At 60.4% G+C, this 14,386-nt stretch carries 13 protein-coding genes and 2 tRNA genes; 3 read left to right on the plus strand and 12 right to left on the minus strand.

The genetic code is table 11. The annotated features are described in order from the left end of the window. The first annotated feature begins 59 nt into the window (after positions 1-59). The gene (locus tag AC25Z0_RS15360; protein WP_488120979.1) at positions 60-305 is read left to right on the plus strand and encodes a cell division protein CrgA; all 246 of its coding nucleotides are present in this window, start codon (positions 60-62) and stop codon (positions 303-305) included. A gap of 130 nt (positions 306-435) precedes the next feature. On the opposite strand, the gene AC25Z0_RS15365 is transcribed toward AC25Z0_RS15360, so the two are convergent. Together AC25Z0_RS15365 and AC25Z0_RS15370 are read right to left on the minus strand one after the other, a co-directional pair. Continuing rightward, positions 436-1,140, minus strand: a complete 705-nt coding sequence (locus tag AC25Z0_RS15365) for a rhomboid family intramembrane serine protease (RefSeq protein WP_488133760.1) — start codon at positions 1,138-1,140, stop codon at positions 436-438. A gap of 155 nt (positions 1,141-1,295) precedes the next feature. After that, a complete protein-coding gene (locus AC25Z0_RS15370) occupies positions 1,296-1,835 on the minus strand; it encodes a peptidylprolyl isomerase (RefSeq protein WP_488120981.1) in 540 nt (179 codons plus the stop codon). Positions 1,836-1,988: 153 nt separating this feature from the next. Here AC25Z0_RS15370 and AC25Z0_RS15375 point away from each other — a divergent pair, with 153 nt between their 5' ends. Further along, a complete protein-coding gene (locus tag AC25Z0_RS15375; RefSeq protein ID WP_488120982.1) occupies positions 1,989-2,531 on the plus strand; it encodes a hypothetical protein in 543 nt (180 codons plus the stop codon). Between the two features lie 304 nt (positions 2,532-2,835). Here the strand turns inward: AC25Z0_RS15375 and AC25Z0_RS15380 are convergent. The 10 genes from AC25Z0_RS15380 to dnaA all read right to left on the minus strand — a co-directional run bounded on the left by AC25Z0_RS15380 (position 2,836) and on the right by dnaA (position 13,908). After that, positions 2,836-2,908: transfer RNA gene (locus AC25Z0_RS15380), tRNA-Ala, on the minus strand. Positions 2,909-2,946: 38 nt separating this feature from the next. Continuing rightward, a tRNA-Ile gene (locus AC25Z0_RS15385) sits at positions 2,947-3,020 on the minus strand. Between the two features lie 66 nt (positions 3,021-3,086). Then, complete coding sequence (locus AC25Z0_RS15390) at positions 3,087-3,491, minus strand: DUF3566 domain-containing protein (protein ID WP_488120983.1); 405 nt, start codon at positions 3,489-3,491, stop codon at positions 3,087-3,089. Then, positions 3,484-5,976, minus strand: coding sequence for a DNA gyrase subunit A (gyrA, locus tag AC25Z0_RS15395; protein ID WP_488121254.1), 2,493 nt, complete (start codon positions 5,974-5,976; stop codon positions 3,484-3,486). The genes AC25Z0_RS15390 and gyrA overlap by 8 nt, the downstream gene beginning before the upstream one ends. 124 nt (positions 5,977-6,100) lie before the next feature. Then, positions 6,101-8,080: a DNA topoisomerase (ATP-hydrolyzing) subunit B gene (gene gyrB, locus AC25Z0_RS15400; RefSeq protein ID WP_488133761.1), complete on the minus strand. Its 1,980-nt coding sequence runs from the start codon at positions 8,078-8,080 to the stop codon at positions 6,101-6,103. A 122-nt stretch (positions 8,081-8,202) separates the two neighbouring features. Next, positions 8,203-8,658 carry a DciA family protein gene (locus AC25Z0_RS15405; RefSeq protein ID WP_488121255.1) on the minus strand — a complete coding sequence of 152 codons (456 nt, stop codon included), beginning with the start codon at positions 8,656-8,658 and terminating at the stop codon, positions 8,203-8,205. Positions 8,659-8,875: 217 nt separating this feature from the next. After that, positions 8,876-10,036, minus strand: coding sequence for a DNA replication/repair protein RecF (gene recF / locus AC25Z0_RS15410; protein ID WP_488133762.1), 1,161 nt, complete (start codon positions 10,034-10,036; stop codon positions 8,876-8,878). A 22-nt stretch (positions 10,037-10,058) separates the two neighbouring features. Further along, positions 10,059-10,946 carry a phosphogluconate dehydrogenase (NAD(+)-dependent, decarboxylating) gene (gene gnd / locus AC25Z0_RS15415; protein ID WP_488133763.1) on the minus strand — a complete coding sequence of 296 codons (888 nt, stop codon included), beginning with the start codon at positions 10,944-10,946 and terminating at the stop codon, positions 10,059-10,061. A 30-nt stretch (positions 10,947-10,976) separates the two neighbouring features. Next, entirely contained in the window at positions 10,977-12,125 is a 1,149-nt protein-coding gene (gene dnaN, locus AC25Z0_RS15420; RefSeq protein WP_488120987.1) for a DNA polymerase III subunit beta, read from the minus strand. A gap of 364 nt (positions 12,126-12,489) precedes the next feature. Beyond that, on the minus strand, positions 12,490-13,908 hold the full coding sequence (gene dnaA, locus AC25Z0_RS15425; protein WP_488120988.1) for a chromosomal replication initiator protein DnaA: 1,419 nt from the start codon (positions 13,906-13,908) through the stop codon (positions 12,490-12,492). 332 nt (positions 13,909-14,240) lie between these two features. Here dnaA and rpmH point away from each other — a divergent pair, with 332 nt between their 5' ends. After that, positions 14,241-14,378, plus strand: a complete 138-nt coding sequence (gene rpmH, locus AC25Z0_RS15430) for a 50S ribosomal protein L34 (protein WP_010204566.1) — start codon at positions 14,241-14,243, stop codon at positions 14,376-14,378. Positions 14,379-14,386 lie beyond the last annotated feature (8 nt).

Genomic DNA, 14,386 nt, shown 5'->3' on the forward strand with positions numbered 1-14,386 from the left:
CACGACGAACGGATGCCGGCAACCCTGGTCCACAGGGTGATGACGGTAGAATCTCACGCATGGCACGTACGAAACCCCGCACCAAGCCCGCACGCGACGAGGCTGCCCGCTCGAACGAGGACGCCCCGAACCCTGTGTGGTTCAAGCCAGTGATGTTTGGCTTCATGCTGCTTGGCCTCATCTGGATCATCGTCTTCTACGTGAGCCAGGGCACCCTGCCGATTCCGGCACTGGGTTCGTGGAACATCCTCGTCGGTTTCGGAATCGCATTCGTGGGATTCCTCATGACAACGCGCTGGCGCTAATCGTCGCCTCTGATCAGGGGTTAAATCCCTATCGGGTGACAATTACACACGTGTAATTATCCCCAGTGTGGAAACACCTGTGGATAACTTTCGACGCTCGCCCTTAATGGAACGATGCTGTCGAGTGCGCTCAGATGAAGAGGCGCGCGCAGCTGAGGGCAACCAGCACGAGGGCGAACAGGCTGAGCAGGCCTATCTGCAGGTTCTTCTGCTCGCGTTTGCGGGTGCTGACGAAGATGAGGCCGATGATCGCGCCGCCGATGAGGCCGCCGACGTGCGCCTGCCAGGCCACGTTGAGCCCGGGGAGGAAGCCGATCACGAGGTTGATGGCGACCAGGACGATGAGTTGGGTGGCGCTGGCGCCGAGGTGACGCTGGATCACCAGGAACGCACCCATCAACCCGAAGATGGCGCCTGACGCGCCAACCACGGGCGTGAGCGGGCTCGACAGGAACATGACACCGAGGGAGCCGGCGAGTCCGCTGAGCACGTAGAGCGTCAGGAACCGGCCGCGGCCGAGCATGCTCTCGAGTATTCGCCCGAAGATCCACAGCGTGTACATGTTGAGTCCCACGTGGAAGATGAAGCCCGTTGAATGCACCAGCATGGCGGTCAGCATCCGCCATGGCTCGAACTGGCCGGGGTATGAGTACACGCCTGCGTACCAGAGCGCCTGCGTGACGCCGAGGCCAGGGATCAGCTGCAGGACGAAGACGACGAGCGTGATGGCGATGATCGAATAGGTGACGACAGGAGAGCCGTCTTTTCCCATTCGGGTGATTCTGGTCAGTGCGGCCGGCTTGGTGCGGGGCGCTGACTGACGTTGTTCTTTCATGCACTCAGGGCAGATCACGCCGACGGCGGCCTGAGTTTGGCACTCTGGGCAGATGGTGCGTCCGCAGCGCTGGCAGAGAATATAGCTCTGCCTACCCGGATGCCGGTAGCAATAGTTCGCCGCTTGGTCCGGCACCCGGGTCATAGAAGTGTTACCTAGACCTGCTCGACGGTGATGCTTTCGATGACAACGTCTTCGCGGGGACGGTCACGGCCATCGGTCGGCACAACTGCAAGCTGGTCGACGATCGCACGTGATGCCTCGTCTTCGACAGCACCGAAGATCGAGTGCTTGCCCTGGAGCCAAGTGGTCGGAACAACGGTGATGAAGAACTGTGAACCGTTGGTTCCGCGGCCGCCCTGGATGCCGGCGTTAGCCATGGCGAGGACATACGGCTGCGTGAAGTCGAGCTCAGGGTTGATCTCGTCGTCGAACTGGTAGCCGGGGCCGCCAATTCCCTGGCCCAGCGGGTCGCCGGCCTGGATCATGAAGTCCTTGATGATGCGGTGGAAGATCGTTCCGTCGTACAGCGGCGCGTGTGAAACCTCGCCGGTGCCGGGGTGCTTCCATTCAATTTCACCGGTAGCCAGACCGACGAAGTTCTTCACAGTCTTCGGGGCGTGGTTGCCGTAGAGGTTGACCTTGATCGGTCCGAGGCTCGTGTTGAGCGTTGCGACAGCGGTGTGCTTTGACATAGCAATAATTCTTGCACAGCCACTCAGGAGCATCCTGAATAGTCATGATTACCGGTGTATTCGCCGTGTTCATGCTCGACTCGCTTGGATTGATCAGGCGATTCAGTGGCAAGATGGACGTTATTCGCTACACGACATCGATGGAGGGTCCAGATGAGCCTGTCACGAAAGCGCCGTAAGGAACTCACTCGCCTGCGCAAGAGCGCCGACGAATTGTGGAGTAACCAGCAAGCGGTCCTGGATCACGCCAATGAGGTAGCCAGGGAGGCCGGCCGTCAGGCTGGAGTCCTGACTCGCGAGGAAGTGGTCCCCCGCGTGCGTGAAGGATACGAGCAGTATGTCCTTCCCGGCGTTCAGGCCACGCAGAGCTTTGCGGGAGACACCAAGCGCCGCATTGTCCACGATGTCATTCCGGGCATCGGCACGGGTCTTGGCACTGCTCTCGGAACCGTCTTGTCCGTCGGCGACATCGCCAAGGACACCAGGGTGCGTGCCGCACTCCACCGCCTGCACCTGCAGCAGCCCGTCGTTCCGGCCAAGAAGAGCGCGGGAGCCGGCACCTACATTGCCGTCGGTCTTGGTGTTGTTGCAGCCGTTGGCGTCGCGTACGCCGTCTGGCAGACGTTTAAGGCCGACGACGAGTTGTGGGTCGCCGACGACGAGAACGACGCACTGACGGGCAACCCTGAGGCTTAGGGACTGTCGCGAGAGCGAGAACAAGAACGTCTGAAGAGCCCGTGTCCTCGACACGGGCTCTTTTGCGTTCCCAGGCGCGGCTGCTCCCAGACAGGACGAGAGCGGATGCGCGAGCGGCGCTGTGTGGCCAAGACAGGCCGTTGCGGCACTCCGGCGGGCACACGCCTCGATCGTCGCTCCTGGAACGCTGAGCGAGGGCACAGCCCCGCGTCGGGCACCCTCGGGGCTCATGCTCCCCGCACAAGACCCGGTTAACGAAAAAGATCCTCACCCATCTCTGGGTGAGGATCTTCTTGTTGTGCTGTGGAGCCTAGGAGAATCGAACTCCTGACCTCCTGCTTGCAAAGCAGGCGCTCTACCAATTGAGCTAAGGCCCCGAATGATCGAACACAACTGTGTTGTAAACAACCATACGTGGGGATACCAGGACTTGAACCTGGGACCTCTTCGTTATCAGCGAAGCGCTCTAACCGCCTGAGCTATATCCCCGATTCAGCAGATTACAGCGTATCTGAATCTGCCGAAATCTCCCAATCGAGCCGGGAGAAAGTTTATTCAGTTATTGGTGAAGCCGACGAGAAGCCCGCCGGTGACCTTCACGCTGAGGTTGTACAGCAGCGCAAAGACTGCGCCGAGTGCTGTGACAACCACAGTGTTCAGGATAGCGACAACGACAGCGAAGCCCATCACATTGCCCATCGACAGGATCGTATTGAGGTTCGAGGTCTCGCCCGCAATCGACGTGTACAGCTCGTTGACGCTGTTGAAGACACCGGTCTGGTTGAGAACGGTGAAAATGAGGAACGTAGCGACGATCGTGACGACCGCCAGGCAGATGGCTACCAGGAAGGACAACTTCACAGCCGACCAGAAGTCGATGTACACCAGTTTGAGGCGCACCTGCTTCGTGGTGGTCTTGCGGGTAGATTTCTTGGCGAGCTTTTCTGCAACGCTACTCATCTAATGACTCTTCTTTCCCCGATTCGCCCTCTGCGTGGTCTTCAGGCTCTTCGACCTCGAGATTGCGTTCGGTGTTCTTCGCGATGGCGATGATCCGGTCTTCGTCGGCAAACTTTGCGAAAACTACGCCCATGGTGTCCCTGCCCTTGGCTGGAACTTCGGCGACGTCAGAGCGTACCACCTTGCCGCTGGCAAGGACCACAAGTACTTCATCCTGCTCGTCGACGATGAGTGACCCCACCAGGTCGCCGCGATCATCGCTCAGCTTGGCCACCTTGATGCCCAGGCCACCGCGGTTCTGCAGGCGGTACTGGTCGGCCGCTGTGCGCTTGGCATAGCCGCCCTCCGTCACCACGAACACGAATCCGTCATCGGAGACCACTGACGCGTCCAGGAGCTTGTCCTCGCCACGGAAGTGCATGCCGATGACGCCTGAGGTGCTGCGTCCCATGGGACGGAGCGCCTCATCCGTTGCAGTGAAGCGGATGGACATGCCCTTGCGGGAGACGAGCAGCAGGTCGGAGTCCTCATCGACGAGCAGCGCGGAGACGAGTTCGTCGCCCTCGCGCAGCTTGATCGCGATGATTCCACCGGTGCGGTTCGTGTCGTACTCGCTGAGCGCTGTCTTCTTGATCAGGCCGTCGCGGGTCGCCAGGGTGAGGTACTGGGCAACTTCGTAGTCACGGATGTCGAGGATCTGTGCGATCTCTTCGCCCGGCTGCAGTGCGAGCAGGTTGGCAACGTGCTGGCCCTTCGCGTCGCGGCCGGCTTCCTGCACCTCGTACGCCTTGGCACGGTAGACCCGACCGGTGTTTGTGAAGAACAACAGCCAGTGGTGGGTGGTGGTGACGAAGAAGTGCTCCACCACGTCGTCAGCGCGCAGCTGGGCGCCCTTGACGCCCTTGCCACCGCGGTGCTGGTTGCGGTAGTTGTCGCTGCGGGTGCGCTTGATGTAGCCGCCGCGCGTGACGGTGACAACCATTTCCTCTTCAGGAATCAGGTCTTCGATCGACATGTCGCCGTCGTAGCCGAACATGATCTCCGTGCGACGGTCATCGCCGTACTTGTCGGTGATCTCGGTGAGCTCTTCGCTGACGATCGTGCGCTGACGCTCGGGGCTGGCCAGGATCGCCTTGTACTCGGCGATCTCCAGTTCGAGGGCGGCAGCTTGGTCGATGATCTTCTGGCGCTCGAGAGCGGCCAGGCGACGCAGCTGCATCGTGAGGATGGCATCGGCCTGGAGCTTGTCGACGTCGAGCAGCGCCATGAGGCCCTCGCGAGCGTCATCAACGGTGGGCGAACGGCGGATGAGTGCGATGACCTCGTCGAGCGCGTCGAGCGCCTTGAGGTATCCACGCAGGATGTGCGCGTCGGCTTCAGCCTTGTTCAGGCGGAACTGGGTGCGGCGCACGATGACGTCGATCTGGTGCGTGACCCAGGCGGAGATGAATCCGTCGAGGGGCAGTGTGCGCGGAATGCCGTCGACGATCGCCAGCATGTTGGCGCCGAAGTTCTCCTGCAGAGGCGTGTGCTTGTACAGGTTATTCAGCACGACCTTGGCGACGGCGTCACGCTTCAGCACGATGACGAGGCGCTGGCCGGTACGGCCCGACGTCTCATCGCGGATGTCGGCGATGCCGGCGACCTTGCCATCCTTAACCAGGTCGGCGATCTTGATCGCCAGGTTGTCAGGGTTGACCTGGTACGGCAGCTCGGTGATGACGAGGCACGTACGCCCCATCAGCTCTTCGATGCTGACGACAGCGCGCATCGTGATCGACCCGCGGCCGGTGCGGTAGGCGTCCTGGATGCCCTTGGTGCCCAGGATCTGCGCGCCGGTCGGGAAGTCGGGTCCCTTGATGCGCTGGATGAGCGCTTCGAGCAGCTCTTCCCGGTTCGCGTCGGGGTTTTCGAGGTACCAGAGCGCTCCAGCAGCCACCTCACGGAGGTTGTGCGGCGGGATGTTGGTGGCCATACCGACAGCGATACCGACCGAGCCGTTGACCAGCAGGTTGGGGAATCGTGCGGGAAGCACCGTCGGCTCGAGCGTGCGGCCGTCGTAGTTGTCCTGGAAGTCGACGGTGTCTTCGTCGATGTCGCGCACCATTTCAAGGGCGAGTGGCGCCATCTTGGTCTCGGTGTATCGCGGTGCTGCTGCGCCGTCGTTTCCCGGGGAACCGAAGTTTCCCTGGCCGAGGGCGAGCGGGTAACGCAGGCTCCAGGGCTGGACGAGGCGCACGAGTGCATCGTAGATCGACGAGTCACCGTGTGGGTGGAACTGTCCCATCACGTCACCGACGACACGGGCACACTTGGAGAAGGCCTTGTCTGGGCGGTAGCCGCCGTCGAACATGGCGTAAATCACGCGGCGGTGCACCGGCTTGAGGCCGTCGCGCACGTCGGGCAGCGCACGCCCGACGATGACGCTCATCGCGTAGTCGAGGTACGAGCGCTGCATCTCCAGCTGAAGGTCGACCTGGTCGATCTTGCCGTGGGTGACGAGGTGTGCCGCCGCTGCAGCGTCAGCCGCTTCAGCGGTGGTTGTCGCATCTGCTGCCGAAGCTGAGGCGCCGGTGTTCTCGGCGCCAGAGTTGTCGGTGGGGGTGTCGTTAGATGTCAAGGAAACGCACGTCCTTCGCGTTCTTTTGGATGAAGTTACGGCGGGACTCAACGTCCTCGCCCATCAGGGTAGAGAAGATTTCGTCTGCGGCTGCAGCGTCGTCAAGGGTGACCTGCAGCAGAGTGCGGCTTTCGGGAGCCATCGTGGTTTCCCACAGCTCCTTGTAGTCCATCTCGCCGAGACCCTTGTAGCGCTGGATGCCGTTGTCCTTGGGGATGCGCTTGCCTGCAGCTGCACCGTCGGCCAGCAGCGCGTCGCGCTCCCGGTCTGAGTACACGTACTGGTGAGGCGCGTTCGACCACTTGAGTCGGAACAGCGGCGGCTGCGCGAGGTAAACGTAGCCCATGTCGATCAGCGGACGCATGTAGCGGAAGAGCAGGGTGAGCAGCAGGGTCGTGATGTGCTGGCCGTCGACATCAGCATCGGCCATCAGCACGATCTTGTGATATCTCACCTTCTCAGGGTTGAAGTCCTCGCCAAGACCGGCACCGAATGCCGTGATCATGGCCTGCACTTCGGCGTTCGCGAGTGCGCGGTCGAGGCGCGCCTTCTCCACGTTCAGGATCTTGCCGCGGAGAGGCAAGATGGCCTGGGTTTCCGGGTTTCGGCCCTGCACGGCAGAGCCGCCGGCCGAGTCACCCTCAACGATGAAGATTTCGGAGAGCGCTGGATCCTTGCTCTGGCAGTCCTTGAGCTTCCCAGGCATTCCGCCGCCCTCGAGGAGGCCCTTGCGCCTGGCGGTTTCACGGGCCTTGCGGGCTGCCATCCGCGCGGTCGCTGCCTGCAGCGCCTTGCGGATGATTTCCCTGGCCTGGATCGGGTTGCGATCGAACCAGTCGGCCAGCTGCTCGCCGGCGACGCGCTGCACGAATGCCTTGGCCTCCGTGTTGCCGAGCTTGGTCTTGGTCTGGCCTTCGAACTGCGGCTCAGCGAGCTTGATCGAGATGACGGCCGTCAGGCCCTCACGCACGTCATCGCCGGAGAGGTTGTCATCCTTTTCTTTCAGGATGCCCTTTTCCCTGGCGTACTTGTTCACCAACGTGGTGAGGGCAGCGCGGAAGCCCTCTTCGTGCGTACCACCCTCGTGGGTGTTGATGGTGTTCGCGTAGGTGTGCACGCTCTCGGTGTATGCGGTGGTCCACTGCATAGCGACTTCGAGTGCGATCTTGCGTTCGGTGTCTTCAGTCTCGAACGAAATGATCTCGTCGTTCACCAGCTCCGCCTTGCGGGCGCGGTTCAGGTATTCGACGTAGTCGACTAGTCCCTGCTCGTACATGAACGAGTTGGAGACGGGATTGCCTTCTTCATCGGCCTGTTCAGGACGCTCGTCGGTGAGCGTCAGACGCAGTCCCTTGTTCAGGAACGCCATCTGCTGGAAACGGGCGCGCAGGGTCTCGTAGTCGAAATCGACCGTTTCAAACGTGTCGGGGCTCGGCCAGAACGTGATCGTGGTGCCGGTGGCGTCGGATTCCTCGCCCTTTTCAAGGGGAGCATTCGGAACACCGTGGGTGAAGCTCTGGCGCCATACGTGTCCCTGGCGGCGAACCTCGACCTCGAGGCGCGACGAGAGCGCGTTGACGACGGAGCTACCAACACCGTGCAGGCCACCGGAAACCGCGTAACCGCCGCCGCCGAACTTTCCACCGGCGTGCAGCACGGTCAGAACGACCTCGACCGTCGAGCGGCCCTCTGCCTTGTGGATGTCAACGGGGATACCGCGCCCATTGTCTTCTACGCGTACTGCGCCATCGGCCAGGATGCGGATGTCGATGGTGTCGCAATACCCGGCAAGCGCCTCATCGACGGAGTTGTCGACAATTTCATACACCAGGTGATGCAGACCTCGCGGTCCGGTGGAACCGATGTACATTCCCGGTCGCTTGCGAACGGCTTCGAGACCCTCGAGAACTTGGATTTCGTCCGCACCATATTCGTGCTCGGACTCGGGATTCTTCGGCTCTGCTGTCATATGAAATTGGGCTCCCTCTGTCGCTGAAGCGACCTCATAAGTCTACCAAACCTAGAGGGTCGGCCCGTCCATAAACGCCGATCTAACGCGTTTTCGTGACGACGGTGACCGATTTTGCCCGGTTACCCGTAGGTATCGCGCGGGCCCCGCCCTGGGATTGATCTGGGGCCCTTTTTCCATGAAGGGGCGTTGGGCCCCTGAAAACGGATTGACTGGATGCCGGCATCCGGATAGCGCGTCGAGATGCTCGTCATGATGTCAACGCGCATCATTCTCAGCTGGGTCGCCCATGCCGTCGATTCACACTGCACAGTGAGCACACCGTCTTCAATTCCGACCGGTGTTGAGTGCTTGGCCGTCTCCGCTCCAGCGATCTCCGTCCAGGAGTCGAGCAGCGATGATTGCGCGAGCGGAGAGTTCCAACCCAGCTGCAGCGTGAGCGAATTGATGGTGTCGCCCAGGCCCCGTGGATCCCGACCCTTGCCAAAGGGAACGCTGGATGCCGGGTCGATTTTCGGGCGCTTCCTGGCGCGCGAACGCCGGGCATTCGGGTCACCGAAGATGTCCTTGAATCGCATATACACGCGGGCAGCCTCTGTCCCTGCGATTTCTATGGTCTCGATGTCATCTGAATCATCGGGGACACCCGTTGAAGGGCCGGCAGCGTCGGCAGCGTCGGCCGCCGCATCGGTCGCCGGGGCGGCCTGAGGCGTCTGCGGTGTCGCAGGCGTTCCGTCTGGCTGGGGTGCCGCGGCATCCGCTTCGTTGTCTCCGATTGGAGAATTCTCGCCCTGATCAGCCACGATGGTCGTCCACTACCTGTCCGGCGTGAATGTGAATGGTGTGCGCAGCGAGGGCTTCTGGCACGTCGTCGTAGACAGCGGCGGTGATGAGTACCTGTTCGAATCCACCGACGGCAGCCGCGAGCCTGGCCCGCCGGCTCTGGTCGAGTTCAGCGAAAACATCGTCGAGGATGAGCACGGGGTCGCCGCTCGTGGAATCGCGGCGCAGCAGTTCAGCGGATGCCAGTTTCAGCGCAAGTGCGAAAGACCAGGACTCCCCGTGGCTGGCATATCCCTTCGCGGGGAGCGAGTTCAGCATGAAGACGAGGTCGTCGCGGTGCGGGCCGGCCAGGGTCATGCCCCTGTCAAGCTCCTTGCTCCGCACGCCGGCCAATGCGGCCCTGAACGAATCGGCGGTGGAGGATGCGGTTGGTTCGACCGAGCCTGTCGACGCCGACTCATCGTCTTCGTCTGCACCGAGGATACTGAGCGACGATACGAGCCGCGGCCCGTGGTCTTCGCCGGCGACTGACTCGTAAGCGTCCCGCAGCGGGTCACTCAGCAAGCGCACGAGCTCGGCGCGTTCATCAATGATCTGGGATCCAAGATCAACCAGGCGCTCATCCCAAATATCCAGTGTGGTCAGGGAATTCCCTCGGACCCCTGATGCTCTGGCCGATTTCAGCAGGGTATTGCGTTGCTTCAGAACGCGGTCGTAGTCGGCCAGGATGCCGGCAATGCGCGGAGACCTCAGCACCAAAAGTTGGTCGAGGAACCGGCGGCGCCCCGAGGGATCTCCCCTGATCAGGGAGAGATCCTCCGGAGCGAATAGCACGCTGGAGAAGTAGCGCGGCAATTCGCGGGTCTTGATGGCGGACCGATTGATCTGGGCCCGGTTCAACCCCGTGCGGTTGATCTGGACTTCAGCCAGGATCTCGCGGCTGTTGTATGCCAGTCGTGCCCGGATCACTGCTGATTCCTGGCCGGCCCTGATCATTGCCTTGTCGCTGGAGACCCGGTGGGAACCCAGGGTGCTCAAGAAGCCAAGGGCTTCGACCAGATTGGTTTTTCCCTGCCCGTTGCGGCCGACGACCAAATTGGGGCCGGCCGCAAACGGTACCTCGGCGGTCGTGTAATTACGAAAATCCGCAAGGGAGAGGTGACTAACTTGCACGGTTCATCAGAGACACGGTGTGTCAGTCTGCCTTCTTGACCGCGTGCCCGCCGAACTGGTTGCGAAGAGCAGCAACAGCCTTCATGGCAGGAGAGTCGTCCTGGCGCGAAACGAATCGCGCGAAGATCGACGCAGCGATCGTGGGAACGGGAACAGCGTTGTCGATGGCTTCTTCGATCGTCCAGCGGCCTTCACCTGAGTCTTCGACGTAGCCTTCGATGTTGGCCAGCGTCGGGTCTTCCTTGAGGGCAATAACCATGAGCTCGAGCAGCCACGAACGCACGACGGTTCCACGCTGCCAGGCAGAGAAGATTCCGGGGACGTCCTTGACGAGGTCAGTACGCTTCGCGAGCAGTTCATAGCCCTCGGCGTATGCCTGCATCATGGCGTATTCGATGCCGTTGTGCACCATCTTGGCGTAGTGGCCTGCACCGACTTCGCCAGCGTGCACGAAACCTTCTTCGCGGGGGCCCTCAGGGCGCAGCGCGTCGAATACGGGCATAGCGCGCTCGACCTGCTCCTGGCTGCCGCCCACCATCAGGCCGTAACCGTTGGTGACTCCCCACACACCACCGGAAACGCCGGCGTCGATGTAGTCGATTCCCTTGAGTGCAAGGAGCTCTGCGTGCTTGAAGTCCTCGGTGAAACGTGAGTTGCCACCCTCGATGACGAGGTCGCCTTCGTCGAGCTTCTCAGCGAGTTCGTTGACAACCGAATCGGTGATGGCGCCAGAGGGAACCATGACCCAGACGATGCGGGGAGTCGGCAGCGCTGCAATCATCTCGTCGACGGATGCGACATCTGCGACGTCCTGGTTGTGGTCAAAGCCGGTGACCGTCAGTCCTGCATTGCGCAGGCGTGTGCGCATGTTCGCGCCCATTTTTCCGAGGCCGATAATACCGATGTGCATGAAGCTCCTTAGTGCCGATGAAATGACGCGTTAGCGCAGCAGGAGATTGGGTTGCAGCAAATACTTGTAGCTGTCGGCGCCCGCACTCTCGCGAGAGGTCTGGCTCGTGATGAGCACTGGTCCTGGCTTGTTCGGATTCTCGGTCTTGGTGAACGAGATGCGCACGAATTCGGAGTGAACCGCGCCCAATCCGTCGAGCAGGAACTGTGGCTTCAGAGAGACGACAGTGTCTGTTCCGGTAAGAATGGCGTCGATCGTCTCTGAGGCCTGGGCCTGTTCAGATCCGATCGCTTCGAGCGTGAGCCCTTCGGCGGTGAACGAGAACCTCAGAGCTGCCTCACGCTCGAGTACGAGCTGCACTCGGCGTGTTGCCTCGATGAGTTCCGCGGTGTTCATCACCGCGTAGTTGTCGACTGTTTCGGGGAACAAGCGGCGCACTGGCGGGAAGTTTCCCTTGATGAGCAGCGAGGTAACCGTCTTCTTGTCGGCGGTGAAGGCAATGAGTTCGCGGTCATCAGAGTTCGTGATCGCAACCGAGATGGTTCCGCTGTGGCCGAAGGTCTTGCCGACTTCCTGCAAGGTGCGGGCCGGCACAAGCGCTGTCATGGTTTCAGTGCTCTCGTTGCTGCCTGAATCCCAATTGATCTCTCGAACGGCAACCCGATAGCGGTCGGTAGCAACCAGGCCAAGGCTGTTCTCAGAGACTTCGAGCTGCACGCCTGTGATGACGGGCGTGACGTCGTCACGCGATGCCGCAACGGCCACCTGGGCGACAGCATTGGCGAAATCTTCCGCTGGGACGAGGCCCGACTGCGTGCTGACCTGCGGGATGCTCGGGTATTCCTCGACAGGCATGGACAGCAGCGTGAAGGTGGCCGAACCGCAGCTGACGGTGATGCGTGACTCATCGGTGACGAATCGCACAGGTGCGTTGGGCATCCGGCTGGCGATGTCTGCGAGCAGACGGCCTGAGACCAGGACCTTTCCGGTCTCTTCAACATCGGCAGCGATGGTTGTCTGCGCTGAGACTTCGTAGTCGAATGACGACAGGATCAAGCCAGTTTCTGTTGCCTCCAGCAGCACTCCGCTCAAAATAGGCAGGGTAGTGCGCTGGGGAAGCAGCTTGACAGCAAACGAGACGGCTTCACTGAAGACGTCTCTGTTGGCCTGAAATCTCACGGATTCGCTCCTGTCGATTGAGGCAAGGGATGTGGCCTCAATGCTAGTCGTCTTTGTCAACCGGCCCAGGTCGGGCAACAGCCCGGCCGTGAAGGTTGTCGGGTGATGGCTAACAAGAATTAATAGTTAATGGTCTTAACCGGTGTGGAAACTGTGGATAACTTCCTCGCCCGCACTAAATCATTGTCATTCAGCGGGGTTCGGGATGTTGACAGCCTGTGGGCGTTAATCGATCCGTGTCTGACGCTCAGATTTTTGTAATTCACGTTGTACACAGGTAGATCGCTGTTTCAACAGGCAATGGCAAGTTATTCAACGAGTTTCCACAGAGTTATCCACAGTGTGAATATCCAAAATTTTTTAACTACTTATACCGGTGGTTCTGCTTGATCCTGTTGGTAAGTTCCGTCACCTGGTTGTAGATCGAGCGACGTTCCTTCATCAGTTCACTGATTTTCTTGTTCGCGTACATGACTGTGGTGTGGTCACGGTTGCCGAACAACTGCCCGATCTTGGGGAGCGACAGGTTGGTCAGTTCCCGGCAGAGGTACATGGCGATCTGCCTGGCCGTTGCCACGGCTTGCGACCTGGAGGATCCGTAGAGGTCGTCGACCGTCAGCTTGAAGTAGTCAGCGGTGTTGGTGATGATGTCGACCGGCGCGATGACATTGTCCTCGTCGAGCGTGATGAGGTCCTTGAGTACCGTCTGCACCAGGTTCATGTCGACGGGCGTCCGGTTCAGGCTCGCGAATGCCGTGACGCGGATCAACGTACCTTCCAGCTCCCGAATGTTCGAGGAGACCTTGGTCGCCATGAACTCGAGGATGTCGTCAGGGACCTGGAGTTTTTCGCTCTGCGCCTTCTTGCGCAGGATGGCAATCCGTGTTTCGAGGTCTGGCGCCTGAACATCCGTGATGAGGCCCCACTCGAACCGTGAACGCATCCGGTCTTCGAACCCGGTGAGCGCCTTGGGGGGCAGGTCGCTGGTGATGACCACCTGCTTGTTGTGGTCGTGCAGGGTGTTGAAGGTGTGGAAGAACGCTTCCTGCGTCTCCGCCTTCCCCTGCAGGAACTGGATGTCGTCGATCATCAGGATGTCGACATTGCGGTACCGCTGCTGGAACAGCGAACCGCGGTTGTTGGCGATCGAGTTGATGAAGTCGTTCGTGAACTCCTCAGAACTCACATAACGCACCCGGATTCCGGGATACAGGCTCATCGCGTAGTGACCGGTCGCGTGGAGGAGGTGGGTCTTGCCCAGTCCGGACGAACCGTAGACGAAGAGTGGGTTGTATGCCTTTGCCGGCGCTTCCGCGACGGCGACAGCGGCCGCGTGGGCGAAGCGGTTCGACTGCCCGATGACGAAATTGTCAAAGTTGTACTTGGGATTCAGCCGGGTGTCGTGCGGCCGATCCGTCTGCGTCGTTTCGAAGACTGACTGGTGCGCAGCAGGAGTTTCAACGTCGGGAATGACGGTCTCGTCCTGAACGGGTCGCTGCGCGTCCGGTTCAAGTTCCGGATTGACCACCACGTAGAAGCTGGAGACCTCTCTGGCCTCGTCCAGCTGTGTCATTGCTGTGAGTAGTGGCACCCGCATCCGCTGATTCAGCATGCTGGCAGTGAATTCGTTGGGCACTTCCAGGTAGAAAGTGCCGGCAGCAATCCCCTTGGGTTCGACCAAATTCAAGAATCCATACAGCATCGGGGTGATGCTGTCGTCCGATTCGAGGGTGGTCAGTACTGCCTGCCACGTCTCGCTGATCGGAATTTCGCCGTCTGACATGCTGACCTGCACCTTCTTATTCACAGAGTTATCCACCGCCTGTGGGGAAAAGAAGCCCTATTCTCAGGGTTTTTTACACCTACCTGTGGATAACTAGGTCATCACGGTAGCTAATGAGTCCCAGTCACTCCAAATTCAGCGGAATTTTTTTCCGCGTGTCATCCGAGTGATAGCGCCATTATTGTGGAGAATCGGTCGTTTGGCTTCTGTGAGTTTGACCAACTGATCTCAAAGCCGTAGTTTTAATCAGTTGACCTGAGCCCACGGGCTCCCCTTAATTCTTCCGGCCGCCCGTTTTGGCCTGCAGAGATCAAACACGTGGAGATAGAACTATGAGCAAGAGAACCTTCCAGCCGAACAACCGCCGTCGCGCCAAGGTGCACGGTTTCCGTCTGCGCATGCGCACCCGCGCCGGCCGCGCAATCCTCGGTGCACGTCGTCGTAAGGGACGCACCGAACTCTCCGCTTAAGCGCGCTG

Source organism: Leifsonia sp. Y862 (assembly GCF_057669585.1).

Coding starts and splice junctions, on each gene's coding strand:
- AC25Z0_RS15405 (WP_488121255.1), bottom strand. CDS start 8,658: ATGCGATTCAAGGACATCTTCGGTGACCCGAATGCCCGGCGTTCGCGC.
- AC25Z0_RS15370 (WP_488120981.1), bottom strand. CDS start 1,835: ATGTCAAAGCACACCGCTGTCGCAACGCTCAACACGAGCCTCGGACCG.
- dnaA (WP_488120988.1), bottom strand. CDS start 13,908: ATGTCAGACGGCGAAATTCCGATCAGCGAGACGTGGCAGGCAGTACTG.
- gyrB (WP_488133761.1), bottom strand. CDS start 8,080: ATGACAGCAGAGCCGAAGAATCCCGAGTCCGAGCACGAATATGGTGCG.
- AC25Z0_RS15390 (WP_488120983.1), bottom strand. CDS start 3,491: ATGAGTAGCGTTGCAGAAAAGCTCGCCAAGAAATCTACCCGCAAGACC.
- rpmH (WP_010204566.1), top strand. CDS start 14,241: ATGAGCAAGAGAACCTTCCAGCCGAACAACCGCCGTCGCGCCAAGGTG.
- gnd (WP_488133763.1), bottom strand. CDS start 10,946: ATGCACATCGGTATTATCGGCCTCGGAAAAATGGGCGCGAACATGCGC.
- AC25Z0_RS15365 (WP_488133760.1), bottom strand. CDS start 1,140: ATGAAAGAACAACGTCAGTCAGCGCCCCGCACCAAGCCGGCCGCACTG.
- AC25Z0_RS15360 (WP_488120979.1), top strand. CDS start 60: ATGGCACGTACGAAACCCCGCACCAAGCCCGCACGCGACGAGGCTGCC.
- AC25Z0_RS15375 (WP_488120982.1), top strand. CDS start 1,989: ATGAGCCTGTCACGAAAGCGCCGTAAGGAACTCACTCGCCTGCGCAAG.